The sequence below is a fragment of the Ornithinimicrobium humiphilum genome (assembly GCF_006716885.1).
Classification (GTDB): Bacteria; Actinomycetota; Actinomycetes; order Actinomycetales; family Dermatophilaceae; genus Ornithinicoccus; species Ornithinicoccus humiphilus.
The window spans coordinates 148,836-173,355 of record NZ_VFPU01000001.1 but is presented as its reverse complement, the minus strand read 5'-3'; the positions used below and the strand labels follow the sequence as shown (position 1 = coordinate 173,355).

The window sequence follows — 24,520 nt, the reverse complement described above, 5'->3', positions numbered from 1 at the left end:
GCACGGATCCGCACCCCTTCTCGCACCACCACCGACGACGGAACGAGCCGACATGACAGCTGGCACCCTCGCACCGGACCCCGATGCCGCGCCGCTGGCTCCCGGGGTTCCTCCTGCCGGGACCGACCCGCACGCACGCTTCTTCACCACCGGGCGCTCCGCGGTGGTCGACGATCACGACGCCGTCCTCTGGGACGCCCTGCACGGGCTGACCGAGGGCGGCAAGCGCTTCCGCCCCACCCTGCTGCTCCGCATGCACGACGCACTCGGGGGCACCGAGCACGCGGCCGCGCGGGCCGTGGCGGACGCGGTCGAGCTGCTCCACACCGCCTTCGTCGTCCACGACGACGTCATCGACGGCGACGTCGTGCGACGGGGGCGTCCCAACGTCACCGGCACCTTCACCGCCCGGGCCGTGAAGGCCGGCGCCTCCCCCGAGCGCGCCCGCCGCTACGGCGAGGCGGCGGGCATCCTCGCCGGCGACCTGGCCCTCGCCGGGGCGGTCCGCGAGGTCGCCCTCTGCGGAGCCCGGCCCGACGTGGTCGCCGCCCTCCTGGACCTGCTCGAGGACGTGCTGCACCGCAGCGCGGCCGGCGAGCTCGCCGACGTGCGGGTGAGCCTGACCGGGGAGGCCACCCTCGACGAGGCGCTCGACGTCGCCGCCTGGAAGACGGCCGCCTACTCCTTCGAGCTGCCCATGCAGGCGGCCGCCCTCCTCGCCGACGCGGGGCCCGACGTGGTGTCGGCCCTCGGCGAGGCCGGCCGCTGCCTGGGGCTGGCCTTCCAGCTGCGCGACGACCTCGACGGCGTCTTCGGCACCCTCGAGCAGACCGGCAAGGACCCGCTCAGCGACCTCCGTGAGGGCAAGTGCACCGCCCTCGTGGCCTTCGCCCGGGACAGCCGGCTGTGGCCCGAGCTGGCCACCCATCTCGGCGACCCCGCGCTGACCGAGGAGGATGCGGCACGGGCCCGCGAGCTGCTCGTCGCGTGCGGGGCCCGGTCGGCGGTGGAGGCGATGGCCTCCGAGCTGGCCGCCTCGGCGATCGCCGCCACCCGTTCCCTCCCGGTGGAGGCCGCGGGTGTCCTGCGCGACATGGCGCACCGGCTGGTGGCCGCCGAGCCCACCCAGACCGACGTCCCCGCGACGCTGGTGGCCGAGGTCCTGGCGGAGGCGGAGGCGGAGGCGAGCACGCCCCTGCTGGAGCAGCCGCTGGCCGTCCCGGCCGCCGGGCCCGACGGGCCCGTGCTCGACCGGGTGCGTGTCCGGGGCGCCGCATGATGTTCGTCCGCCCGCCTCGCGGCGAGGGTTCGGCACCGGCGTGCACGTCCACCTACGACCGGGCGGCCCGCGCCAGCGCGGCGGTGGTCATCGGGGAGTACTCCACCTCCTTCGGGTGGGCCACCCGCCTGCTGCACGAGCCGGTCCGCACGCACGTGCGCTCGATCTACGCCCTCGTCCGCGTCGCGGACGAGCTCGTGGACGACGCCCGCCAGCCGTGGTCCCGCGAGCGCCGGTCCCTTCTCCTCGACGGGCTGCAGGAGGAGACCCACCGGGCGATGGGGAGCGGCGGCAGCGCCAACCTCGTCGTCCACGCCTTCGCACTCACGGCGAAGGAGTTCGGCATCGGTCGGGACCTGGTCGACCCCTTCTTCGACTCCATGCGCGCCGACCTGTCGGTGCAGGTCCACGACCCCGAGAGCCTCTCGGGCTACCTCTACGGCTCGGCGGAGGTCGTCGGCCTGATGTGCCTGCGCGTCTTCGTCGACGGCGACCAGGACCGCTACGACGCGCTCACCCCGGGCGCGCGCGCCCTCGGCGCGGCCTTCCAGAAGGTCAACTTCCTGCGCGACCTCCACGACGACCAGGAGCTGCTGGGCCGCACCTACTTCCCCGGCGTCGACCTGACCACCTTCACCGACCGCGAGCGCGACCTGCTGCTCGCCGACATCGACGCCGACCTCGCCGCCGCGGCCGCGGTCATCCCGCTGCTGCCGCCGAGCAGCCGCTGCGCCGTGCACGCCGCGCACGGGCTCTTCGCCGAGCTCTCCCGCCGCCTGCACCGCACGCCGGCCGCAGAGATCGCCCGCCGCCGGGTGCGCGTCCCCGACGTCGTCAAGGCCCGCATCGTCGCCCAGAGCCTGGCGGCGACCCGATGAGCGCCCGCACCGCGTCCGGCCCCCGCCGGGTCGCCGTGATCGGGGGTGGCATCGCCGGCCTGGCCACCGCAGCCCTGCTGGCTGCCGAGGGCCACGACGTCGAGGTCTTCGAGCAGCGCGACGACGTCGGGGGCCGTGCCGGCTCGCTGGCCGTGGACGGCTTCCGCTTCGACACCGGCCCGTCGTGGTACCTCATGCCGGAGGTCTTCGAGCACTTCTTCCGGCTGCTCGGGACGAGTGTCGAGGAGCAGCTGCGGCTCGAGGTGCTGGACCCCGCCTACCGGGTCTTCTTCGAGGCCGACCGCCCCGGCACGCCGGCGCCGTCCCCGCTCGACATCACCGCCGACACCGGCGCCAACCTGGCGACCTTCGAGGACGTCGAGCCGGGTGCTGGCCGGGCGCTGGCCGACTACCTGAGCTCCTCGTCGGAGGCCTACGACGTGGCGCTGCGCCACTTCCTCTACACGAGCTTCACCTCCCCGCTCGGCCTCGCCTCGCCCGACGTGCTGCGGCGCCTGCCGCGCCTGCTGCCGCTGCTGACACGCTCGCTGCAGGACTTCGTCGGTGCCCGGTTCTCGGACCGGCGGCTGCGCCAGATCCTCGGCTATCCGGCCGTCTTCCTCGGGTCCTCCCCGGAGCGGGTGCCGGCGCTCTACCACCTCATGAGCGGGCTCGACCTCACCGGCGGGGTGATGTACCCCGAGGGCGGCTTCACCCGCCTCATCGAGGCGGTGGCCGGGCAGGCCGCGCACCACGGCGCCCGGATCCGCACCGGGGCGACGGTCGTGGGCATCACGACCGAGGAGCTCCCCGCCGGGCGACGGCCCCGCCGCGGCCCACGATCCCGGGCGACCGGGCTGCGCTGGCGCGACCGCGAGGGCCAGGAGCACGTCCACGCCGCCGACCTCGTGGTCGGCGCCGGCGACCTGCACCACCTGGAGACCCGCCTGCTCCCGCCGGACCTGCAGACCTACCCGCAGTCCTACTGGGACCGTCGCACGTCGGGCCCCGGCGCCGTCCTGGTGCTGCTCGGCGTGCGCGGCGAGCTGCCCGAGATGCCGCACCACTCGCTCTTCTTCACGCGCGACTGGAAGGCCAACTTCGACGCGATCTTCGCCGGCAGCGTGCCGGACCCCGCGTCGGCCTACGTCTGCAAGCCCTCGGCCACCGATCCCACCGTCGCGCCGGAGGGGCACGAGAACCTCTTCGTCCTCGTGCCCGTCCCCGCCGACCCGGGCCTCGGCCGCGGCGGTGCCGACGGGCAGGGCGACGCCGCCGTCGAGGCCGTCGCGGACGCCGCGATCCGGCAGGTCGCCGACTGGGCGGGTGTCCCCGACCTGGCCGAGCGCGTCGTCGTGCGCCGCACCATCGGTCCCGGCGACTTCGCCGCCGACCTGTCCGCCTGGCAGGGCGGCATGCTCGGCCCGGGCCACACCCTGCGGCAGAGCGCGATGTTCCGCACCGGCAACGTCAGCAAGCGGGTCGACGGCCTCCTCTACGCCGGGTCGAGCACCATCCCGGGCATCGGGCTGCCGATGTGCCTCATCAGCGCCGAGCTCGTCCTCAAGCGCCTGCGCGGCGACACCTCCGCGGGGCCGTCCCCGGAGCCCGCCCGCCCGGCCGAGGACCTGGCGGTCGGTCCGCGGTGACCGCCCTCCTCTACGGCGCGTTCCTGCTGGGCGCGACCGCGTGCATGGCGCTGCTCGACGCGCGCTTCCGGCTCGTGCTGTGGCGCGACCCGCGGCGCAGCGCCGCGGTGCTCGCGACGGGCATCGTCCTCTTCCTCCTCTGGGACGTCGCGGCGATCGCGCTCGGCTTCTACCACCGCGGCGAGAGCGAGGCGATGACCGGCATCATGCTGGCCCCGGAGCTGCCGCTCGAGGAGCTGCTCTTCATCACCTTCCTCTGCTACCTCACCCTCGTGCTCCACGGCCTGGTGGGTCTGGCGCTCGACCGCGCCTCCGCGGGCGGCGGACGCGCCGCGGCCACGGGAGGCCCCCGATGACCTACGCCGGCCTGGCCCTGGTCTTCGTCGCGCTGTCGGCCGCCGTGGCCGTCGGCGTCGCCGTCGCCCGTCGGCTCCCGGCCCGCTGGTGGCTGACCACGGCGATCACGATCGCCGTCCTGCTCGTCCTGACGGTCGTCTTCGACAGCCTGATGATCATCTCCGACCTGTTCCGCTTCGACGAGAGCTCGCTGCTCGGCGTGCACCTGTGGCACGCTCCGCTCGAGGACCTCGCCTGGCCGCTGGCGGCCGGGCTGCTGCTCCCCGCGCTGCGGGAGCTGCTGCACCCCAGGGAGACGAGCGAGTGACCACGACCGGACAGACCCCCACGGCCCCGGCGCCCGCGGCACCGGGCGCCCTGCGCCAGCTGGTCGGCTCGTCACGCCCGCTGAGCTGGGTCAACACCGCCTATCCCTTCGCCGCGGCATACCTGCTGGCGGGCGGGGGGATCACCCTGACGCTGGTGCTGGGGACCCTGTGGTTCCTCATCCCCTACAACCTGCTCATGTACGGCGTCAACGACGTCTTCGACTACGAGTCCGACCTGCGCAACCCGCGCAAGGGCGGCGTCGAGGGCGTCGTGCTCTCGCGGCGCTGGCACCGGCTGACGCTGTGGGCGGCGGCGCTGACCAACCTGCCCTTCGTGGTCGCGCTGGTGCTGCTCGGCGACGTCTTCTCGACGGTCGTGCTGGCGATCAGCGTCTTCGCGGTCATCGCCTACTCCGCGCCGGGGCTGCGCTTCAAGGAGCGCCCGGTCCTCGACTCGGTCACCTCGAGCACCCACTTCGTCAGCCCCGCGGTCTTCGCGCTCGCGATCGCCGACGCGGAGCTGACGACGCCGGTCCTCCTGGCGCTGGCCGCCTTCTTCGTCTGGGGCATGGCCTCGCAGGCCTTCGGCGCGGTGCAGGACATCATCGCCGACCGGGAGGGCGGGATCTCCTCGATCGCGACCGTGCTCGGGGCCGCGACGACCGTGCGGGCCGCCTTCGTCGCCTACCTGGTCGCGGGGGTCCTGCTGCTGCCGGTCGGCTGGCCCGGGGCGCTCGCCGCGCTCCTCGTGATCCCCTACGCCGCCAGCGTGGCCCCCTTCCTCTCGCTCTCCGACGCCGACTGCGAGCGGGCCAACGCCGGGTGGCGCCGCTTCCTGTGGCTCAACCTGGTCACCGGCTTCCTCGTCACGCAGCTGTTCATCTGGATGACCCTTGCCTCCTGACCTGCTCTCCGTCCCCGGCCCGCGGTGGGCGAGGGTCGCGACCGACCTCGTCGCCGTCGCCGGCCTGACCTCCTTCGTCGTCGCCTTCTGGCGCGACGGCGTGACGGTCGCGCTCTTCGCGCTGGTGCTGCTCGGCCTGGTCCTGCCCCGGGTCGGGCGGCTGCCGGGCTGGCTGCAGGCCGCGACCGGGGCGACGCTGGTCCTCGGGGGCTGGAGCGCGGTCCTCGACTGGTACGTCGCCGTCCCGTGGCTCGACATCGTCGTGCACGCCGTCGCCAACGGCCTGCTGGCCGCCGCGGCGGTGGTGCTCCTGCAGCGGGCGCGCCAGCTCCCGGTGACGCTGCCCGCCGCCGGGCTGGTCCTCGTCACCGCCGCCGTCGGCGCGCTCCTCGCGGTGATCTGGGAGGCCGGGGAGTGGTTCGGCCACACCGTCCTCGACGACAGCATCCAGGTCGGCTACGACGACACGATCGGCGACCTCGTCTGCGGCACCGCCGGCTCCTTCGTGGCCGGGCTGGCCCTGGTCGCCGGACGGGGGCGCGATGACTGACGTCAGCGTGGTCATCCCGGTGCGCGACGACGCCGAGCACCTGCGGCGCTGCCTGGAGGCGCTGGCCGCGCAGACGGTGCCGCCGGCGGAGGTCGTCGTGGTCGACAACGCCTCGACCGACGACTCGGCCGCGGTGGCCCGCTCCTTCGGGGCCCGTGTCGTGCCCGAGCCGCGCGTCGGCATCCCCGCCGCCGCGGCGACCGGGTATGACGCCGCCGCCTGCGCGGTCGTGGCCCGGCTGGACGCCGACTCCCTGCCGCCCACGGACTGGGTGGAGCGGGTCGTCCGGGCCCTCGACGAGCGGCCGGACGCCGTGGCCGTCACCGGGGCCGGCACGTTCGCCGACAGCCCGCCCGTGGCGCGCACGCTCCTGGCGCTGCTCTACCTCGGCAGCTACTACGCCCTCGGCTTCCTCGCCGCCGGCCACCACGTCCTGTGGGGCTCCTCGATGGCGCTGCGCCGCTCGGCCTGGGAGCTGGCCTCGCCGCGGGTGCACCGTGACGACCCCGAGCTGCACGACGACATGGACCTGGCCCTCGTGCTCGGGCCCCGGGCGCGGATCGCGCTCGTCCCCGGGCTGTCCGTCGGCGTCTCCGCCCGCTCGCTCCGCGGCGGACGCCAGTGGCGCCGCCGGATGCGCCGGGCCTTCCGCACCTTGTCCGTCAACTGGGCGGACGCCCCTCCCTGGGAGCGCTGGGCCGCGCGCCTGGCTCCCGCCGCACGCCATACCCCTGAACGAGAGACGACATGACCACCGCGAGCTTCCACCCGCCCACAGCCGACACCGCCACCGAGGTGCCCGACGAGGTCGTCCTGCTCGACGAGCAGGGCATGCCGATCGGCACCGCCCCCCGGGCCACCGTCCACTCCACCGACACCCCGCTGCACCTGGCGTTCTCCTGCCATCTCTCCGACGAGGAGGGCCGGGTCCTGCTGACGCGCCGGGCGCTGGCCAAGCGCACCTGGCCGGGGGTGTGGACCAACGCCTTCTGCGGCCACCCGCGACCGGGCGAGGACGTGCTCGACGCGATCCGCCGGCACGCGCGCACCGAGCTGGGGGTGGAGATCACCGACGTGCAGCCGCTGCTGCCGGACTTCCGCTATCGCGCGGTCGACGCCGCCGGGGTGGTCGAGAACGAGGTCTGCCCGGTCTTCACCGCGCGGACCTCGCAGCTCCCGGTGCCGGACCCGGACGAGGTGATGGAGCTGGTCTGGGTCACCCCCGAGCAGCTGCGCGACGCGGCCACGGCCGCTCCGTGGGCGCTGAGCCCGTGGCTGCGCGAGCAGCTGACCGAGCTGGAGCAGCGCCAGGCGTGACGACCCGGCCCGGCTCCCCCCGGCGGTCGCCGCGCGTGACCGCCATCCCGGAGGGCCGCGCCGGACGTAGCACCGGTATGGCCCGCGCCGCCGCCCCTGCCGTGACCGCTTCGACCACCACGTGGTTCGCACCGCCGACGCCGGCCGACCTCGTCACCGGCTTCCGGGGCCTGCTGATCCTCGTCGCCGGCGGGCTGGTGGTGGCGGCCCTCGTCGCCGGCGAGCCCGCACGCACCTGGCCGGTCGTCTGGCTGTGCATCGCCGGCTGGGCGCTGGACGGCGTGGACGGCTGGGTGGCCCGGCGCACCGGCACCGTCAGCGAGCGCGGCGCGCTCTTCGACTCCGGCGCGGACGGGGTGCTCGTGCTGGTCCTGTCGCTCGTCCACGTCCCCGGCGCTCCCTGGGCGCTGCTGGGCGGCCTGCTCTGGCCGCTCTTCGTGCTCGTGCAGACCGTCCGGCCGGCCTGGCGGCGCACCCTGCCGCACAGCGTGCGCCGCAAGCTCGCGGGCGGCACCCTGACGGGCACGCTGGCCATCGCGGGCGCGCCCTTCTGGCCCGAGGCCGCGGTGCAGGTCGCAGTCGCCCTCGCGGTCGCCCTCGTCACCTGGTCCTTCGCCGTCGACGTGCGCTGGCTGGAACGCGCTGCGGTCGCGCCGCGGCGCTCGACCTCCTAGGTTCGGCCCATGGACTTCAGCGCACGCCCCGTCGCCCTCGTCGCCGGAGGCTCCCGCGGCCTCGGCCTCCTCGTCGCCACCGAGCTCGCCGAGCTCGGCCACGACGTCGCGATCTTCGCCCGGGACCTCGAGGAGACGACCGAGGGTGCCCGCCTGGCCGAGGAGCGCGCCCGAGAGGCGAGCGGGGTCCGGGCCGGTCGGGTGCGCCCCTACCGTGGCGACGTCACGGACCGCGACTCCGTGGACGCCGTCGTGGCGGACGTCGAGCGCGACCTGGGGCCGATCGAGGTGCTCGTCCACGTCGCCGGCATCATCCAGGTCGGCCCGGCCGAGACGATGACGCTGGAGCACTTCGACAGGGCGGTCGGCGTCATGCTCATGGGCCCGGTCAACACGGCGTGGGCGGTGCTGCCGGGCATGCGCGAGCGCGGGCACGGCCGCATCGGCGTCGTGACGAGCATCGGCGGCAAGGTGCCCTCACCGCACCTGCTGCCCTACGTCACCGCCAAGTTCGGCGCCGTCGGCTTCACCGAGGCGCTGGCGGCCGAGCTGGCCGGCACCGGGGTCACGGCGACCACTCTCGTCCCCGGCCTGATGCGGACCGGCTCACCGGAGCAGGCGCTCTTCACCGGCGACCGCGAGGCGGAGTACGCCTGGTTCGCGCCGGGCGCCTCGATCCCCCTCGTCTCGATGGACGCGCGTCGCGCGGCGCGCAAGATGGTCCGCGCCACGCTCGCCGGCCGCCCGGTGCTGCAGCTGAGCCCGATGACGCTGGTCGGCACCCGGGTGCACGGGCTGATGCCCGCCACCACGGTGCGCCTGGTCGGGGTGATGAACCGCCTGCTGCCCTCGGCCCCGGGGACCCCCGACCAGAGCGAGGCGCGGCCCGGCCGGGAGGCCGCCGCGGGGCTCGACACGGGGGTCGTGGGTGCGCTGACCGTGCTCGGCCGGCGCGCCGCGCGGCGGCTCAACCAGCGGTCGTCTCAGGGCAGCTCGACCACCGTGGGGCCCGCGTCCTCGTCGTCCTGACGACCGGCGATCGCCCTGACCGTGCTCACCACGGTCCCGACGAGCGAGCCTCCGCCCCAGTACTCCGCGGTGTCGCCGCTGACGCGGAGCACGACGTTGTCGGGGTTGTCCGGGCCGCCCTCCATGAAGGCGCTGGCGCCCTTGCTCCACAGCTGCTCGACGAGGGTGCGGTCGCGCACGACGGTCGCCGTGCCGGCCAGGGAGACCCAGGCCTTCGTGGAGGCATAGGCGACGTTGACCGAGGGGTTGGCCTCGACGTCGCGCACGAGGGGGCTGCCGTCGCGGACGAGGAAGAGCACGTCACCGCCCTCCTCGGCCCGCTGGGTAGACAGCGGCCGGCTGGTCAGCCGGCCCGGCGAGGTGGCGTCCTCGGTCGTCACCATCGCGACGTCCATGCTGTCGATGAGCTCGGTGACCTTGGCGACCTCGGCGGGGTCGTCGGTCACGGTCACGGGGTCGTTCGGGTGGGTGTCGTGGACCTCGGTCATGGGGTCTCCTCGGGGGTCTCGGGGGTGGCCGCGACCTGCTGGGACGCGGCGTAGGAGGGGTCGCGCAGACGCGCCAGCAGGGGGTGCGTCCAGGCTCCGGCGGGCGGGTGCCCGACGGGGTCGTGCCGGCGGGTGCAGTCCCGACGGGTCCAGGTGATCGTCAGCGCGCCCCGCTCGTGCCACGGGCGGCCGGGGGCCGCGACCATCAGCCGGTATGCCGTGGGCGGCTCGTCGGGCGCGTCCCCGCCCGGCGTCGTGGGGTCGAGCCGCAGCAGCAGGGGCCCGCGGGCCGTCGAGAGGGGCAGCAGCGTCGTCAGCGGCCCGTGGTGGTCGTGGCGGCGCGCGACGAGGAGGTGCCGCCCGACGACGCCGGTGCCGGTCGACGACAGCAGCACGTCACCGGCGGCCGGTCCCTCGACGCGCAGCGCCAGGCCCTCGACGTCACGGCCGCGCTCGCGCCCGACCGAGCGCGACCAGCGCAGCAGGCAGGGGTGCGGGCCGGGGTCGTCGAGCAGCACGACCCCGCTGGGCGGGCCGGGCTCCACGGTCAGCGAGCCGGCACCGCATACCCCGACGGCGTGGAGCGCCCGGGTGCCGCGCAGGCGGGCCACCTGCCCGAAGACGCCTGCGAGGAGGGCGCCGCCGGCGCTGGCGAGCGGCTCGGCGAGGCTCACGGCGTGAGGACGACCTTGACGCAGCCGTCCGCCTTGTCGTTGAAGGTCTGGTACATCTCCGCGGCCTCCTCGAGGGGCACGCGGTGGGTGGCCAGGCCCTCGAGGCCGAGGACGTCCTCGGCGCCGCTGACGAGCGCGTAGAGCTCGTCGGTCCAGCGGCGGACGTTGCACTGTCCCATGCGCAGCTGCACCTGCTTGTCGAAGAGCTCCATCATCGGCATCGGGTCGGCCATGCCGCCGTAGACGCCGCTGAGCGAGACGGTGCCACCGCGTCGGACCGCGTCGATGGCGGTGTGCAGGGCCGCGAGCCGGTCGACGCCGGCGGTCTCGATGGCCTTGCGGGCGATCGGCTTGGGCAGCCGCTTGGCGGCCGAGACGGCGGCGCCGAGCACGGGGCTGCCGTGCGCCTCCATGCCGACGGCGTCGATGACGCTGTCCGGGCCGCGCCCGTCGGTCATCTCGCGCAGGGTCTCGGCGACGTCGTCGACCTGCGAGAGGTCGACGACCTCGGCGCCGTGCTGCCGCGCCAGCTCGAGGCGCTCGGGCACGAGGTCGACCGCGATGACGCGCTGCACGCCCTGCTGGAACGCGGAGCGGACGGAGAGCTGACCGACGGGGCCGAGCCCGAGGACGGCGAGCGTGCCGCCCTCCTCGACGTCGGCGTAGGCGACGGCCTGCCAGGCGGTCGGGAGGATGTCGGAGAGGTAGAGGAAGCGCTCGTCCGGCAGGTCGGAGTCGATCTTCACCGGGCCGAAGTCGGCGTGGGGCACCCGCACCCGCTCGGCCTGGCCGCCGGGGACCGAGCCGTAGAGGCTGGTGTAGCCGTAGAGGCTCGCGCCCTTGCCGGTCTGCCGGTTCTGGGTCGTCTCGCACTGGGAGTAGAGCTCGCGGTCGCACATGAAGCACGACCCGCAGCAGATCGTGAAGGGCACGACCACGCGGTCGCCGACGGCGAGGTTCTCGACCGCGGGGCCGACCTCCTCGACGATGCCCATGAACTCGTGGCCGAGCACGTCGCCGGGCGTCAGGTAGGCGCCCAGGACGTTGTAGAGGTGCAGGTCTGAGCCGCAGATGGCGGTCGAGGTCACCCGCACCACCGCGTCGGTCGGCTGCTCGATGCGCGGGTCCGGGACCTCCTGGACCGAGACGTCCTTCAGGCCCTGCCAGGTGAGTGCTCTCATGCAGCCACGCTAGGTCGGGGGATCGCGGCCCGCTCGGTGAATTGGGGTCCACGACGGCCGTGCAGGCTGACGCTACAGTGCCAGACGTGGCAGCCCTCGACGTCGCACCCGGCCCCGACCGTCCTGACGCCGCGGCGCTCGGCGCGGCCTTCGCGGCGGGGACGACGACCCCGCTGGAGGTCGCCCAGGAGGCCCTGCGGCTCATGGACGAGCGTGAGCCCGTGGTCAACGCGATGTGGGTGCGCGACCCGGTGGAGGACGTCCTGGGGCGGGCCGAGGCGGCGACCCGGCGCTGGGCCGAGGGTCGTCAGCTCGGGCCGCTCGACGGCGTGCCGGTGACGATCAAGGAGAACGTCGCCCGGGCCGGGGTGCCGATGCCCGCGGGCTGCGCCGGGGTCGAGCCGGTCGTGCCCGACGTCGACTCCCCGGTCGCGCGACGCGTCGACGGGGCCGGGATGGTGGTGCTCGGCTCCACCGTCATGCCCGACTGGGGGATGCTCTCCTCCGGCGTCTCCAGCCTGCACGGCATCACCCGTTCACCGCTCGACCCGTCGTGGACCACCGGCGGCTCGAGCTCGGGCGCCGGCGCCAGCGTGGCTGCCGGCTACGCGCCGCTGGCCGTCGGCACCGACATCGGCGGCTCGATCCGGCTGCCCGGCACCTGGCTGGGCCTGGCCACGCTCAAGCCGAGCGCCGGACGCATCCCCCTGCACGCGCCATACCTCGGCCGGGTGGCGGGCCCGATGGCGACGACCGCCGCCGACTGCGCCGCGTTCATGGCCGTGCTCTCCGGGCCGGACCCCCTCGACTGGACCAGCCTGCCCGGGCAGGACCTCGACTGGACCTCCGTCGGCACCGGCACGGACGTGGCCGGGCTGCGGGTGGGGGTCTGGACCACCGCGGGGTATGGCGTGGAGCCGGAGCCCGAGGTGGCCGCCGCCGTGCGCGAGGCCGCCGACGCCCTGGCGGACGCGGGCGCCGAGGTCGTGGAGGTGGGGCCGTGGCTGACCCAGGCGCACCTCGACGGGGTCAACCAGTTCTGGCAGGCGCGCTCGTGGGCCGACTTCGCGCGGCTGTCGCCGGAGCGGCAGGAGCGGGTGCTGCCCTACGTCGCCGACTGGGTGCGGGCCGCGAGCGGCCTCGGCGGCACCGAGGTCGTCGACGCCTACCACGCCTTCGGCAGGGTGCAGGCCGACACGGTCGCGGCGTGGGACGCCCTGGGGCTGGACGTGATGGTCTCGCCCGTGGCCCCGTGCGCGGCCTTCCCCGCGGAGCAGCCGATGCCCTATCCGGACGGCGGGCGCGGGATGTGGCACATCAACTTCACGATGCCCTGGAACATGACCGGTCAGCCGGCCGGGACGGTGCCGTGGGGCGCGATGCCCGACGGGCGGCCCGTCGGGGTGCAGGTCGTGGGGCGGGCGTTCGACGACCTCGGGGTGCTGCGGGTGATGGACCGGCTCGAGCGACGGTAGGTCCGCGAGCCGGACGTCGCCCCCTTGGCCCCGCCCCTCGACCCACGGGACGACGAAGGAGAGGGCGCCATGCGTCCTCTCCACTCTCAATCTATAGCGCAGAGGGGGGCTTGCGGCAAGGCCCCCGTCAGGCCGCACAATCGCTCTCCTCCCGGGGCGGGCCCGGGCGGAGAGGGGTGGGTGCGCATGACGACGACCACGGTGTTCGACCTGACCAGGGGCGGTCGGGACGCAGTGCGGGACCACGGGCTGGTGGCGGCGGACGAGGCCCACCTGGCGGCCGTCGCGGACGCCGTGGGGGCCACCGTCGCCGAGCTGGAGGAGCGGCTGGCGCAGGAGCGCCGGGCGCCGGCGGGGCTGGGTCAGCAGGCGTTGGAGCGGGACCAGCAGGTGCACCGGCTCAGCGCCCGGCTGCGCACCCTGCAGCGCTTCGGGGCCGACCTGTGCCTGGGCCGCATGGTGCTCGCCGGGCAGGACGAGCCGGTCTACGTCGGGCGGCTGGGGCTGACGGACCGTGAGGGGCGGCGGCTGCTCGTCGACTGGCGCTCCCCGGCCGCCGAGCCGTTCTTCGGCGCGACCTGGGCCGACCCGATGGGGCTCGTCAGCCGACGCCGCTACCGCTGGACCGGCGGCCGGGTGACGGACTTCTGGGACGAGGTCTTCACCACCGACCCGGTCGAGGGGGTGGTGCCCGACGAGGAGTCGTCCTTCCTGCTCAGCCTCGGCACCGCCCGGACCTCGCGGATGCGCGACGTGCTCGCCACCCTCCAGGCCGACCAGGACGCGATCATCCGCGCGGGCTCGCGTGGCACCCTCGTCGTCGACGGTGGCCCCGGCACGGGCAAGACGGTCGTGGCCCTGCACCGGGCGGCCTACCTGCTCTACGCCGATCCTCGCCTGGGCCACCACCGGGGCGGGGTGCTCTTCGTCGGGCCGCACGAGCCCTACCTGTCGTGGGTCGCCGACGTGCTGCCGGGCCTGGGCGAGGAGGGCGTGCAGACCTGCACGCTGCGCGACCTCGTGCCGGAGGGTGCCGTCGCCCGGGAGGAGGACGACCCTCGCGTGGCCCTCCTCAAGGCGTCGGCCGAGCTGGTGCGGGCGGTCGAGCCCGCGGTGCAGCTCTACGAGGAGCCGCCGACCGAACCGACCTCGGTGACGACCGAGCTCGTCGACGTCGTCATCTCCCCGGAGGAGTGGGCGGAGGCCTTCGGGGCCCGCGAAGCCGCGGTGCCGCACAACGAGGCGCGCGAGGAGATCCTCGAGGAGCTCGTGGCCATCCTCGTGGACCGGCTCGTCGACGCGGACGACGACACCGACCCCGACCGGCTGCGGGCCTCCCTCCTGCGCAGCCCCGAGCTGCGGCACGCCGTGGCGCGCGCCTGGCCGCTCATCGAACCGACCGACCTGGTGGGCGACCTGTGGACGGTGCCGGCCTACCTGCGCCGCTGCGCCCCGGGCCTCACCCTGGAGGAGGTGCGGGCGCTGCAGCGCGAGGACCCGCAGGCCTGGACCACCGCCGACCTGCCGCTGCTCGACGCGGCCCGGCTGCGGCTGGGCGACGTCACTGCCGGGCGCCGGCGGCAGCGGCGCGCGGCGCTGCAGGCGGCCGAGCGGGCCCGGATGGACGACGTCGTCGAGCACCTGGTGGCCACGGACGACTCCGAGATGCAGGTCATGTCGATGCTGCGGGGCCGCGACCTGCAGGCCGCGCTCGTCGACGCGGACGCGGCTCCGGCGGAGGTCGCCGACCGTCTGGCGGGGCCGTTCCTGCACGTGGTCGTCGACGAGGCGCAGGAGCTCACCGACGCGCAGTGGCAGATGCTGCTGCGCCGGTGCCCCTCGCGCAGCTTCACCGTGGTCGGCGACCGGGCGCAGGCGCGCGAGGGCTTCCCGGAGACGTGGGAGGAGCGGCTCGCGCGGGTCGGTCTGGACCGGGTCGAGGTGCGCTCGCTGACCGTCAACTACCGCACGCCGGTCGAGGTGATGGAGGCGGCGGAGCCGGTGGTCCGCGCCGTCCTGCCGGACGCCAACGTGCCGGTCTCGGTGCGGTCCACCGGGCTGCCCGTCCTGCAGGTCGCCGTCGAGGAGGTGCCCTCCCTCGTGGACCGCTGGCTGGCCGAGCACGCCGAGGGCACCGTGTGCGTGCTGGGCGACCCGGCCTTCCCGGAGGGCCCCCGGGTCCGCTCCCTGACACCGGTGACGGCCAAGGGTATGGAGTTCGACCTGGTCGTCCTGGTGCGTCCGCAGAGCTGGGGCGCGGGCACCCGCGGGGCCGTCGACCGCTACGTCGCCATGACGCGGGCGACGCGGCAGCTGGTGGTCGCCGAGGACTCCCCGGCGGTGGAAGGATGAGAACACCACAGCGGCGTGCCCGCCGGCACCCGCCGCACCGCAAGGAGGCACCGTGACCCCGCTCGTCCAGCGGCTCCTCGGCACCGCGATCCTGCTGGTCACCGGGATCTTCTCGCTGCCCGTCGTGGCCTACTTCCTCGACGGGCCGGGGACGGAGGACTGGATCCTGCCGGTGCAGCTGGTGCTGATGGCCGCGATCGGGGCCGGCTGCGCCGTCGGGCTGCCCGCACTGGCGCCGGCGGGAGCCGCGCGGGGTCGGCGCGCCCTGGTCGGCGTCGGCTGGGGGCTGCTCGCCGCGCTCGTCGGCGTGCTGCTCTTCTGGTTCCTCCTCAACGGCCTGCGGGGCGCGTGACGGCGCGCCGTCCTCGCCGGCGCCGGGGGGTCCTGATCGCGGTCGCCGCCGCGCTGGCGGTGGCGCTGGCCGCGTGGGTGGTCCTGTGCGTGGACGTCCTCGTGCACCCCGAGGTGGACGAGGTGGTGCCGGTCGATGCCGCATACGTGCTGGGGCCGGTGGAGACGCGGATCGAGGACACCCGCGCGGTGCTCGACCGAGGCGTCGCCCCCGTGCTGCTCGCCACGCTGTCGGTCGACGAGGACACCGGCGAGGCCTACGCCACGGACCACTGCGGCACCCGGACCGAGCTCTACGAGGTGCGCTGCGTGCTGCCCGATCCGTACACGACCCAGGGGGAAGCGCGGACCCTCGCAGCGGAGGTGCAGGAGCACGGGTGGGAGCGGGTGGCTGTCCTCACGAGCACCCCGCACGCGGCGCGGGCGCGGATGCTGATGGAGCGGTGCACCGACGCCGAGGTGCTGGTGTGGACCGTGGGCGACGAGCCCGACGGCCTCGGTGACTGGGCGAAGGCGTTCGTCTACCAGTCGGCCGCGTGGGTCAAGACGCAGCTGGTCCGGGACTGCTGACGTCCCGCCCCTCGAGGAGGGCGTCGACCTCGGCGCGGATGCGGGCCGCGAAGCCGACCTCGCCGAAGCCGTCGGCGTGCCGGCGCAGGGCCCCCTCCGACCAGGTGTGCTGCTGGGCTCGGTCGAGCGCCGCGCCGACGGCGGCCGGGGTGGGCTCGTCGAAGAAGACGCCGCTGCGGCCCTCCACCACCGTGTCGAGGTAGCCGCCGGCCCGCAGCGCGACGACCGGCACGCCCCAAGCGTTGGCCTCGAGCGGGGTCAGGCCGAAGTCCTCGAAGCTTGGAGCGACCAGCCCGCCCGCGTGCGCGTAGATCCAGCGCAGCTCGGCGTCGCTGACCCCGGAGACGATGCGGACGTTGTCGGGCGCGGCGGCGACGAGGCGGTCGCGCTCGGGACCGGCCCCGACGACGACCAGACGCTCGCCGGGGCGTCCGCGGAAGGCCTCGAGCGCGACGTCGACGTTCTTGTAGGGCAGCAGCCGCGAGACCACGAGCCAGAAGGGTCGGTCGGCCCAGGCGGCCAGCTCGGGGTGCGCCTCCTGCGGGCCGGACGAGTCGAGCCCGGGCGGGGGCGGGACCACGTCGGCCTCGATGCCGTAGGCACGGGCGACGCGCTCCCGGACCACGCCGGAGTTGGCCAGGTAGCGGTCGGCGCGGGCGGCGGCGCGGCGGTCCCAGCGGCGGAGGGGGGTCGTGAGGACCCCGAGGGCCAGGCGCGTGGGCGAGCGGCGTCCGGCGTCGCCGAGGTACTCGTCGGCCTGGTAGAGCCAGCGGGCAGGGTTGTGGCAGTAGACGAGCGTGCGACCGGTCGTGGCGAAGCCGTGCGCCCAGCCGCTGCTGGAGGCGACCGTGACGTCGGCGTCGACCCGCAGCCGGCTGGAGACCGGCGCGAGGAGCGGCAGCGCGCGGCGGTGGTCGTGGCGCAGGGCGGGTATGCGGCTCAGCGGGCTGGTGACGATCTCGCGGTCGGCGAAGTCGGGGAAGGTCCCCTCCGGGTCGTAGATCGTCGTGTAGATCGGCGCCTCGGGGAAGGCCCGGCTGAGCGCCAGCACCACCCGCTCCGCCCCGCCGCGCTGGGTCAGGTAGTCGTGGGCGATCGCCACCCGGGGACGGTTCGTCATACCCATGCCTCAGGCGCGGTCGAGGAGACCGAGGAGGTAGTCGCCGTAGCCGGACTTCCGCAGGGGTTCGGCGCGTTCGGCGAGCTGGTCGTCGGTGAGGAAGCCCATGCGCCAGGCGACCTCCTCGGGCGCGCCGATCTTGTAGCCCTGGCGGGCCTCGAGGGTGCGGACGAAGGAGGAGGCGTCGTTGAGGGAGTCGAAGGTGCCGGTGTCGAGCCAGGCGGTGCCGCGGGGCAGGACCTCGACGTGGAGCTCGCCGTCGCGCAGGTAGCGGCGGTTGAGGTCGGTGATCTCCAGCTCGCCGCGGGCCGAGGGGGTGAGCTCGCGGGCGTAGTCGACCACGCGCTCGTCGTAGAAGTAGAGCCCGGGCACGGCGTAGGAGCTCTTCGGATGCTCGGGCTTCTCCTCCAGGGAGACGGCGCGGCCCTGCTCGTCGAACTCGACGACGCCGTAGGCGGTGGGGTCGGCGACGCGGTAGCCGAAGACGGCGGCGCCGACGAGGTCGGTGAAGCGGCGCAGCTGGGTGCCCATGCCGGGCCCGTAAAAGATGTTGTCGCCCAGCACGAGGGCCGAGCGGTGCCCGGCGACGTGGTCGGCGCCGAGGAGGAACGCCTGGGCCAGCCCGTCGGGGGAGGGCTGGACGGCGTAGCTGATCGAGATGCCGAACTGCGACCCGTCGCCCAGGAGGCGGGTGAACTGGTCGGCCTCGTGCGGGGTGGTGATGACCAGCACGTCCCGGATCCCGGCCAGCATGAGCGTGGACAGCGGGTAGTAAATCATCGGCTTGTCGTAGACCGGCACGAGCTGCTTGGACACCGCGAGGGTGATCGGGTGCAGCCGCGAACCGGTCCCCCCGGCCAGGATGATGCCGCGCATGTCGCAGAGCCTAGGGGGCCGCTACAGTTTCTGTCCGACGGGGCCGTCCGACCGCCCCGCGCAGGGAACCGGGAGCACAGCACGATGACGTCGCCCTCGCCCCCGGCAGGACGACTGGCGGGGATCGACACGCTGCGGGGTCTGTCCGCCGTGGCGGTGCTCGTGTGCCACATCGCCGGCTACTGGGCCTTCCTGACGCTGCCCGGCAAGCTGCCCCAGCTCATGGCGCTCGGGGCCCACGGTGTGGACGTCTTCATCGTGATCTCCGGCTTCGTGCTCTTCGTGCCGGTCGTCCGGGCCTCCGGCCGGCTGGACGCGCGGCAGTTCTACGGGCGCCGGGCGCTGCGGATCCTGCCCGCCTACTATCTGGCGCTGGCCATCGCCGCCGTCCTCGCCATGTCCCCGGCGACCTGGGACCTCGTGGTGGCCCAGCAGGCGTCCTGGCCCGAGCTGGTGCTGCACGCCCTGGGCGTCCAGACCTGGTTCCCGGGTGCGCTCGGGACGATCAACGGATCGCTCTGGAGCGTGTCCCTCGAGCTGCACCTCTACCTGGTGTTCCCCCTCCTCGTCCTGGTCTGGCGCCGGTGGGGGATGACGCCCCTGCTCCTGGGGTCCGTGGTCCTGGCTGCCGCCTGGAGCGCCACCGACGGATGGGGGGTCACCGGGCCGGTCGGGTTCGGCCTGGGTGACGGCCATGCCCTACCGTCCCGTCTGCTCCAGTTCGTCGCGGGTATGTGGTGCGCCACCCGCGTGGTGCCCGGCCGGGAGGGGCGCGGGGCCGCCTGGGCGGTGGCATCCGTGGGCACCGGCGTGCTGGCTGTCGTCGCCACCTCGACCGACCAGCACGAGGTCGTCAAGCACGTGGTGTGGGCCGCGCTCGGGGTTTCCCTCGTCATGCTCATGTGCAGCGCGCGACCGCGGCCCGAGCGTCTGGCGATCACCGAGTCCTTCGGCGAACGCGCCTACAGCTTCTACCTCCTCCACCAGCCGGTGCTCTTCCTCCTGGCGCCGGTCGTCGCCCGGTTCCCGGGGGGATGGACGGTGCAGCTGCTGCTCGGGGGGCTGGTCTCGCTCGCCGTGACCACCGTGCTCGCGTACCTGATGTACCGGACGGTCGAGGCTCCGACCCACCGGCTCGGGCGGCGGCTGTTCCCCAGCCCGACCAGGCGGCCGGGTGCCGTGGGTCAGGCTCCGGTCCCGGGCGGGAACGACCTCAGGTAGGTGGCCAGGCCCCGGTGCTGGTCGGTCGGGGTGAACCCGGTGGCGGTGATCTTGTCCAGGGACAGGACCGAGCGGGGCGGGCGGGGCGCGACCGGGCCCGGCTTCTCGGCGGCCCACGCGTCGGTGGTGGTGGGGGTGACCAGGGCCGGGTCGGCCCCGCGGGAGGTGTAGACGGCACGGGCGAGGTCGGCCCAGCTGGCCGGTTCGCCGCTGCCGGTGAGGTTGTAGGTCCCGTACGGCGCACCGGTGGTGAGCAGGTGCAGGGTGCCGGCGCCGAGGTCGGTCGCGAACGAGAGCCGCCCGACCTGGTCGTCCACCACCGTCACCGGCCTGCCCTGGTCGGCCAGGGCGGCCATGGTCGCCACGAAGTTGCGGCCGTCCCCGACGACCCAGGACGTGCGGATCACGTAGTGCCGCGGTGTGGCCACGACGGCGAGGTCACCGGCGGCCTTGGACTGCCCGTACACCCCCAGCGGCGCCAGGGGCGCGTCCTCGTCGTACGCCCCGGCGGTGCCGTCGAAGACGTAGTCGCTGGAGTAGTGCACGAGGGTGAACCGGTACCGGGTCGCAGCCCGCGCCAGCGCGGCGACACCGGTGGCGTTGGTCGCCCACGCCACCGCCCGACCCTCGACAGTCTGCGCGGCGTCGACCGCGGTGTAGGCGGCGGCGTTGACCACCGTGCCGACACCGGTGAAGTCGAAGCCCTCGACCGCGCCCGGGACCGCCAGGTCCAGCTCGGCCCGGGTCACGCCCTGCGCGCCCGGCAGCACCTGAAGGAGGGCCCTGCCGACCTGCCCGTCCGCACCCAGGACCAGTGTTGCCGGCGGCGCGACGGGGGTCACGTCGGCCAGGCGCGGGTGGGTCAGGTCCTTCTCCGAGACCACGGCCTGGCTCAACGGGATGGGCCAGTCGATGGCGACGGTCTCGTCGGCGAGGTTGAGCATCGTGTACTCGGCGTGCGGCGACCAGTGGTCGTTGACGAGGTAGGAGTAGACCGTCTCCGCCTCCAGGGTCTGGTAGGAGTTGCCGACACCGCGGGGCACGAACACCGCCGTGGCCGGATCCAGCACCTCGGTGTGGACGGTCCCGAACGTCGGACCTTCACGCAGGTCGACCCAGGCGCCGAACGCGCGGCCGTGCACGACCGAGACGAACTTGTCCCACGGCTCGGCATGGATCCCGCGGGTCGTGCCCACCGCGGTGTTGTGCGCGACCGAGTGCTGCACCGGCCCGAAGTCCGGCAACCCCGCCGCCGTCATACGAGCGCGCTGCCAGTTCTCCTTGAACCAGCCCCGCGCGTCGGCATGGACCGTCAGGTCCACCACGACCAACCCCGGGATCGACGTGCCCCGCACCCCCTGACCGCCCGTCACGGTCACTGGCCCTTGGCCGCGTAGGCCGCCTCGATCGCGGCCTTCTTCGGCCCCCACCAGTCCCGGTGGTCGGCGTACCAGGCGATCGTGCGCTCCAGGCCCTCCTCGAAGGAGGTGTACCGCGGCTCCCAGCCCAGCTCGGTCCGCAGCTTCGTCGAGTCGATCGCATACCGCAGGTCGTGCCCGGCCCGGTCGGTCACGTGGTCGAAGTCGCCCGGGTCGCGGCCCATCAGCTCCAGGATCAACCGCACCACCTCCAGGTTCGACCTCTCCCCGTCCGCGCCGATCAGGTACGTCTCCCCGACCGCCCCGTCCTGCAGGATCCGCAGGACCGCGCTGGAGTGGTCCTCGGCATGGATCCAGTCCCGCACGTTCGCGCCGGACCCGTAGAGCTTGACCCGGCCCCCGTCGAGCAGGTTCGTGACCTGGCGCGGGATGAACTTCTCCACGTGCTGCCACGGGCCGTAGTTGTTCGAGCAGTTCGACAACGTCGCCGCCACCCCGAACGAACGCACCCACGCCCGCACCAGGTGGTCCGCCCCCGCCTTCGACGCCGAGTACGGCGAGGAGGGCCGGTAGGCGGTGGTCTCGGTGAACCGCTCCGGGTCATCCAGCTCCAGGTCCCCGTACACCTCGTCCGTCGACACGTGGTGCAACCGCACCCCGTGGCGGCGCACCGCCTCCAGCAACGTGAACGTGCCCACGATGTTCGTCGTCACGAACGGCGAGGGGTCGTGCAACGAGTTGTCGTTGTGCGACTCCGCCGCGAAGTGCACCACCGCACCATCGCCGGACTCCGCGAGCTCAGCCACCAAGGAGTCGGCCAGGGCCGCGTCGCACACATCACCACGCACCACCCGCACCCGATCCGCAGGCAACCCCTCCAACGCCTCCGGAGACGCGGCATAGGTGAACGCGTCCAGCACCACCACCTGCGCGTCCGTGGCCCCCACCACGTGATGCACGAAGTTCGACCCGATGAACCCCGCACCACCGGTCACGAGAAGGCGTCGCATGGGCGAACTGTATCTACGGTCGGGCGCCGGGCTGGCGCGGCTCTTCGGCGGTCAGCTCGTCCAGGATGTCCATGAGCGCGGCGCTCCCGGCGTCGGCCGCGTCGACCTTCCGGCAGAAGGGCGCACCGCTGGCCCGGATCCTCGGCACGTCCGCCGCGGTCAGGACGCGGGGACGATCGCGCTCGGCATCCCACTCCATGAAGGACACGGGCTGCGCGACCAGTGGCACACCCTCCTGACGGAGCAGGGTCTGCAGATAGGCCTCATCCGGGATCACGCTCCGGGAGAAGATCCACCGCAGCATGCGCCGGGACCGGTGCGCCCGTCCCAGCAGCGCGAGCGCGTCACCGTCGAGCGCCAGCCACTGCGAGGCCTTGATCTCGTTCGCCCTTCCGGGCACCAGGCTGACGGGGTTGCGGATACCGACCCGCAAGCCGTCGCCGCGGGCGAGATCACGGAGGTCGAGGACGGGCTCGACACGATGTGCCGCTCGGAAGGCGACGTTCCGCACGCGGCAAGCCGCGGAACGGGTGGAGCGAGACAACGACTGTCCGCCCGGCACTCGCCACCAGAGGTAGTTGTAGCGAGTCCAGTCGTCCTGCCCCACGCCGGATGATCGGCCCCATCGCGGTCGGTAGGACAGCCGCTCGACGGCACACTGCCAACCTCCGCCCTGCGCTGCGAACTCATCTTCCCACTCCCGCAGGCGCCGCGCCGGGTAGTCCTGGCCCGAGACGAGCGCAAGCACATCGGCACCCGTCGCCTCGCTGGCCTCCTCGAGCGCCCGCAGCCCCTCGACCGCCAAGGGCCATGACCCCCAGTCGGTCGCCCGTCGGTGCTCATGGACCGCCATCCAGTTCCCCAGCGCTTCGGGAGCGGAGCCTTGGCGGGCGTCGTGGTGGATGACGACACGAGCCTCGGGGCTCGACCGGCGGATGGCCGTGGCGAGGCGGAGCACCCCGTTCCCACGACCGTGCGACAGCACGACGTAGGCGACGACCGGCCGCTCAGTCATCCAACGACCCAAGGCGGACGAGTCGGTCGAAGGCGTCGCTCTGGGCACGAACCTCCTTGAACGCGCCCGTTGCCTGCACCCGGCCGTCCTCGAGGAGGACGACCTGGTCGACGTTCTTGACGGTCGACAGCCGGTGCGCGACAACGATGACCGTCACGTCTCCCGACAACCCGTAGACAGCCTGCGCGACACGGTGCTCCGTCTCGTTGTCCAGGGCAGAGGTGGCCTCGTCGAGCACCAGGAGTGACGGTCTGCGGTACAGCGCCCTGGCGATGCCCACTCGCTGGCGCTGCCCGCCGGACAGCCGCGATCCCCCTTCTCCCAGCTGGGTGCTGACGCCGTCGGGCAGCGATGCCACGACATCGTCGAGCTGGGCCCGCGCGATGCACTCCGAGAGAAGATCGTGGTCGATGTCCACGCGGTGCCGGTCGAAGGCGATGTTCTCGGCCAGGGTGCCGTCAAGGAGGAAGACCTCCTGAGGAACGTAACCGATGCCGGCCTGCCAGGCGGGAAGGTCCTCTCGGATGTCGGTGCCGTCCACGACCACCGCGCCGCTCTGAGGCTCGAAGAGGCCGAGGACGACGTCGACGAGTGTGCTCTTGCCGGCCCCGCTGCCCCCCACCAGCGCCACGGACGAACCCTTGGGCACCACCAGAGTCACGTCATCGAGGGCGGGACGGGCGGAGCCGGGGTAGGTGAAGTTCACGTCCTGGACCCGTATCTCCTGGCGGAGATGTCTGGGCTTCGAGGGAGATTCGGAAGCCGCCGGCAGATCGCGCATGGAGGCCATGTCTGCGTGGACGAGGTCCAGGAACGGCATCCCGAAGCGCAGGCTGTTGATCGACCCGACGATGAGGGTGATGTTGGGGAGGATGCGGAAACCGGCCGCGACGAACAGCGCGACGATGCCCACGTCGCCAACGGCGGAGGTTGATGTGCTGGTCGCCAGGATCACCCCGACGGCCACGATGAAGAGGATCTCGAGGACGAACCGCGGCACGGCGCCGATGAACTCCGCGAGACGGGTCGCTCGCGCACCACGCATCGAGGCGTCACGAAAGGTCTTGACGAAGAAGTCCTCGCTGGAGCGCAGCTTCGTCTCCTTCTTGGCGCCGAGAGCAGCCAGGGCACCTCGCCAGGAGGCGGCGGTCGCCTCGGCAGACATCGAGCCGGCCCGCTCGACCCTCGGTCGCATCACGAGGAGATACAGCAGCGAGGCGATCCCGAGGTAGATGATGAGCGCCACCGTCGGGACCGGAGCCGACCACAGCAGGGCGAGGACGATGGCCACCACCGCCAGCGACGCGTTGACCAGGTTCATCAGGCTATAGACCACGGAACCGTAGACCTGGATGACCCCCTCGCTCATCGTGCGGATGAGGTCGCCGGTGCTCCGGCGGGCGGTCTCGAGGTAGGGGGCCCTGAGGTAGTAACGCAGGAGGCGTGCCGACAGCCGTGCCCGGTTGAACGCCTTGAACCCGGCCAACCACCAGGCGAAGGCCATGGACAGCAGGTCCTTGACGATGAAGAGGCCGACGACCAGGGCCGCGACCACCAGGGTGAGGGACCGCTGGTCGGAGATCCCCAGGAGCCGGGCGAGGACCTCGAGCGCCGGATGGTCCGGCCGCTCGCCCCCGGCAAGGTTCACCAGAGGCAGGACGAGCGCGATCGCCACCATGTCGAACACAGCGATCACGGTGGACGCCACCGTGCCCAGGACCATGCCTCGCTTGGCGCGGCCGTCCAGCACGGTGCGCAACTTCTCGATCGTGGCGCGCATCCCCGTCCTTTCCCAGATACCGACCAGGCCGCCCTGTCGCACGATCAGCGGACCGCGGCCGGCCGGATCGGGCCTGCCTGCGG

Annotated in this window: 25 protein-coding genes; 16 read left to right on the top strand and 9 right to left on the bottom strand. The window is 73.8% G+C overall.

Going from position 1 to position 24,520, the window contains the following annotated elements; all coding sequences use genetic code 11:
- The first annotated feature begins 52 nt into the window (after window positions 1-52).
- From FB476_RS00725 to FB476_RS00680, 11 genes are read left to right on the top strand one after another with little or no spacing between them, the layout of a single operon-like run.
- Window positions 53-1,279 (top strand): polyprenyl synthetase family protein, encoded by a 1,227-nt coding sequence (locus tag FB476_RS00725; protein ID WP_170233479.1) that lies wholly within the window; start codon window positions 53-55, stop codon window positions 1,277-1,279.
- Window positions 1,276-2,157 (top strand): phytoene/squalene synthase family protein, encoded by an 882-nt coding sequence (locus tag FB476_RS16320; protein WP_238329487.1) that lies wholly within the window; start codon window positions 1,276-1,278, stop codon window positions 2,155-2,157. Before FB476_RS00725 ends, FB476_RS16320 begins: the two co-directional genes overlap by 4 nt.
- Entirely contained in the window at window positions 2,154-3,806 is a 1,653-nt protein-coding gene (gene crtI / locus FB476_RS00720; RefSeq protein WP_170233478.1) for a phytoene desaturase family protein, read from the top strand. Before FB476_RS16320 ends, crtI begins: the two co-directional genes overlap by 4 nt.
- Window positions 3,803-4,162, top strand: a complete 360-nt coding sequence (locus FB476_RS00715; RefSeq protein ID WP_141817085.1) for a lycopene cyclase domain-containing protein — start codon at window positions 3,803-3,805, stop codon at window positions 4,160-4,162. Before crtI ends, FB476_RS00715 begins: the two co-directional genes overlap by 4 nt.
- On the top strand, window positions 4,159-4,470 hold the full coding sequence (locus FB476_RS00710) for a lycopene cyclase domain-containing protein (protein WP_141817084.1): 312 nt from the start codon (window positions 4,159-4,161) through the stop codon (window positions 4,468-4,470). The genes FB476_RS00715 and FB476_RS00710 overlap by 4 nt, the downstream gene beginning before the upstream one ends.
- Window positions 4,467-5,375, top strand: a complete 909-nt coding sequence (locus FB476_RS00705; RefSeq protein WP_141817083.1) for a prenyltransferase — start codon at window positions 4,467-4,469, stop codon at window positions 5,373-5,375. Before FB476_RS00710 ends, FB476_RS00705 begins: the two co-directional genes overlap by 4 nt.
- Entirely contained in the window at window positions 5,365-5,925 is a 561-nt protein-coding gene (locus FB476_RS00700; RefSeq protein WP_141817082.1) for a DUF2238 domain-containing protein, read from the top strand. Before FB476_RS00705 ends, FB476_RS00700 begins: the two co-directional genes overlap by 11 nt.
- Window positions 5,918-6,676: a glycosyltransferase family 2 protein gene (locus tag FB476_RS00695; RefSeq protein ID WP_141817081.1), complete on the top strand. Its 759-nt coding sequence runs from the start codon at window positions 5,918-5,920 to the stop codon at window positions 6,674-6,676. The genes FB476_RS00700 and FB476_RS00695 overlap by 8 nt, the downstream gene beginning before the upstream one ends.
- Complete coding sequence (gene idi, locus FB476_RS00690) at window positions 6,673-7,242, top strand: isopentenyl-diphosphate Delta-isomerase (protein WP_141817080.1); 570 nt, start codon at window positions 6,673-6,675, stop codon at window positions 7,240-7,242. Before FB476_RS00695 ends, idi begins: the two co-directional genes overlap by 4 nt.
- Window positions 7,239-7,916 carry a CDP-alcohol phosphatidyltransferase family protein gene (locus tag FB476_RS00685; protein ID WP_141817079.1) on the top strand — a complete coding sequence of 226 codons (678 nt, stop codon included), beginning with the start codon at window positions 7,239-7,241 and terminating at the stop codon, window positions 7,914-7,916. Before idi ends, FB476_RS00685 begins: the two co-directional genes overlap by 4 nt.
- Window positions 7,917-7,925: 9 nt before the next feature.
- Window positions 7,926-8,945 carry an SDR family NAD(P)-dependent oxidoreductase gene (locus tag FB476_RS00680; protein ID WP_141817078.1) on the top strand — a complete coding sequence of 340 codons (1,020 nt, stop codon included), beginning with the start codon at window positions 7,926-7,928 and terminating at the stop codon, window positions 8,943-8,945.
- On the opposite strand, the gene FB476_RS00675 is transcribed toward FB476_RS00680, so the two are convergent.
- The 3 genes from FB476_RS00675 to FB476_RS00665 are packed head-to-tail and all read right to left on the bottom strand — an operon-like array spanning window position 8,900 to window position 11,288.
- Window positions 8,900-9,433, bottom strand: a complete 534-nt coding sequence (locus FB476_RS00675; RefSeq protein WP_141817077.1) for a pyridoxamine 5'-phosphate oxidase family protein — start codon at window positions 9,431-9,433, stop codon at window positions 8,900-8,902. The genes FB476_RS00680 and FB476_RS00675 overlap by 46 nt on opposite strands.
- Complete coding sequence (locus FB476_RS00670; RefSeq protein WP_141817076.1) at window positions 9,430-10,107, bottom strand: hypothetical protein; 678 nt, start codon at window positions 10,105-10,107, stop codon at window positions 9,430-9,432. The genes FB476_RS00675 and FB476_RS00670 overlap by 4 nt, the downstream gene beginning before the upstream one ends.
- The gene (locus FB476_RS00665; protein WP_141817075.1) at window positions 10,104-11,288 is read right to left on the bottom strand and encodes a zinc-dependent alcohol dehydrogenase; all 1,185 of its coding nucleotides are present in this window, start codon (window positions 11,286-11,288) and stop codon (window positions 10,104-10,106) included. The genes FB476_RS00670 and FB476_RS00665 overlap by 4 nt, the downstream gene beginning before the upstream one ends.
- Before the next feature lie 86 nt (window positions 11,289-11,374).
- On the opposite strand from FB476_RS00665, the gene FB476_RS00660 reads away from it, so the two are divergent.
- From FB476_RS00660 to FB476_RS00645, 4 genes are all read left to right on the top strand, one after another.
- Window positions 11,375-12,763, top strand: a complete 1,389-nt coding sequence (locus tag FB476_RS00660) for an amidase (RefSeq protein ID WP_141817074.1) — start codon at window positions 11,375-11,377, stop codon at window positions 12,761-12,763.
- Window positions 12,764-12,949: 186 nt separating this feature from the next.
- Window positions 12,950-15,115, top strand: coding sequence for an RNA polymerase recycling motor ATPase HelR (helR, locus tag FB476_RS00655; RefSeq protein WP_141817073.1), 2,166 nt, complete (start codon window positions 12,950-12,952; stop codon window positions 15,113-15,115).
- A gap of 52 nt (window positions 15,116-15,167) precedes the next feature.
- A complete protein-coding gene (locus FB476_RS16315) occupies window positions 15,168-15,467 on the top strand; it encodes a hypothetical protein (protein WP_170233477.1) in 300 nt (99 codons plus the stop codon).
- Window positions 15,464-16,036: a YdcF family protein gene (locus FB476_RS00645; RefSeq protein WP_141817072.1), complete on the top strand. Its 573-nt coding sequence runs from the start codon at window positions 15,464-15,466 to the stop codon at window positions 16,034-16,036. The genes FB476_RS16315 and FB476_RS00645 overlap by 4 nt, the downstream gene beginning before the upstream one ends.
- Here the strand turns inward: FB476_RS00645 and FB476_RS00640 are convergent.
- Window positions 16,008-17,156, bottom strand: coding sequence for a glycosyltransferase (locus FB476_RS00640; RefSeq protein ID WP_141817071.1), 1,149 nt, complete (start codon window positions 17,154-17,156; stop codon window positions 16,008-16,010). The genes FB476_RS00645 and FB476_RS00640 overlap by 29 nt on opposite strands.
- Before the next feature lie 9 nt (window positions 17,157-17,165).
- Complete coding sequence (gene rfbA, locus FB476_RS00635) at window positions 17,166-18,032, bottom strand: glucose-1-phosphate thymidylyltransferase RfbA (protein ID WP_141817070.1); 867 nt, start codon at window positions 18,030-18,032, stop codon at window positions 17,166-17,168.
- 84 nt (window positions 18,033-18,116) lie between these two features.
- Here rfbA and FB476_RS00630 point away from each other — a divergent pair, with 84 nt between their 5' ends.
- Window positions 18,117-19,253 carry an acyltransferase family protein gene (locus FB476_RS00630; protein WP_141817069.1) on the top strand — a complete coding sequence of 379 codons (1,137 nt, stop codon included), beginning with the start codon at window positions 18,117-18,119 and terminating at the stop codon, window positions 19,251-19,253.
- Here the strand turns inward: FB476_RS00630 and FB476_RS00625 are convergent.
- The 4 genes from FB476_RS00625 to FB476_RS00610 are packed head-to-tail and all read right to left on the bottom strand — an operon-like array spanning window position 19,217 to window position 24,437.
- Entirely contained in the window at window positions 19,217-20,626 is a 1,410-nt protein-coding gene (locus tag FB476_RS00625; protein WP_420359341.1) for a sugar nucleotide-binding protein, read from the bottom strand. The genes FB476_RS00630 and FB476_RS00625 overlap by 37 nt on opposite strands.
- A gap of 2 nt (window positions 20,627-20,628) precedes the next feature.
- A complete protein-coding gene (rfbB, locus tag FB476_RS00620; RefSeq protein WP_141817067.1) occupies window positions 20,629-21,642 on the bottom strand; it encodes a dTDP-glucose 4,6-dehydratase in 1,014 nt (337 codons plus the stop codon).
- Between the two features lie 13 nt (window positions 21,643-21,655).
- Window positions 21,656-22,657, bottom strand: coding sequence for a hypothetical protein (locus FB476_RS00615; protein ID WP_141817066.1), 1,002 nt, complete (start codon window positions 22,655-22,657; stop codon window positions 21,656-21,658).
- Entirely contained in the window at window positions 22,650-24,437 is a 1,788-nt protein-coding gene (locus FB476_RS00610; protein ID WP_170233476.1) for an ABC transporter ATP-binding protein, read from the bottom strand. The genes FB476_RS00615 and FB476_RS00610 overlap by 8 nt, the downstream gene beginning before the upstream one ends.
- Window positions 24,438-24,520 lie beyond the last annotated feature (83 nt).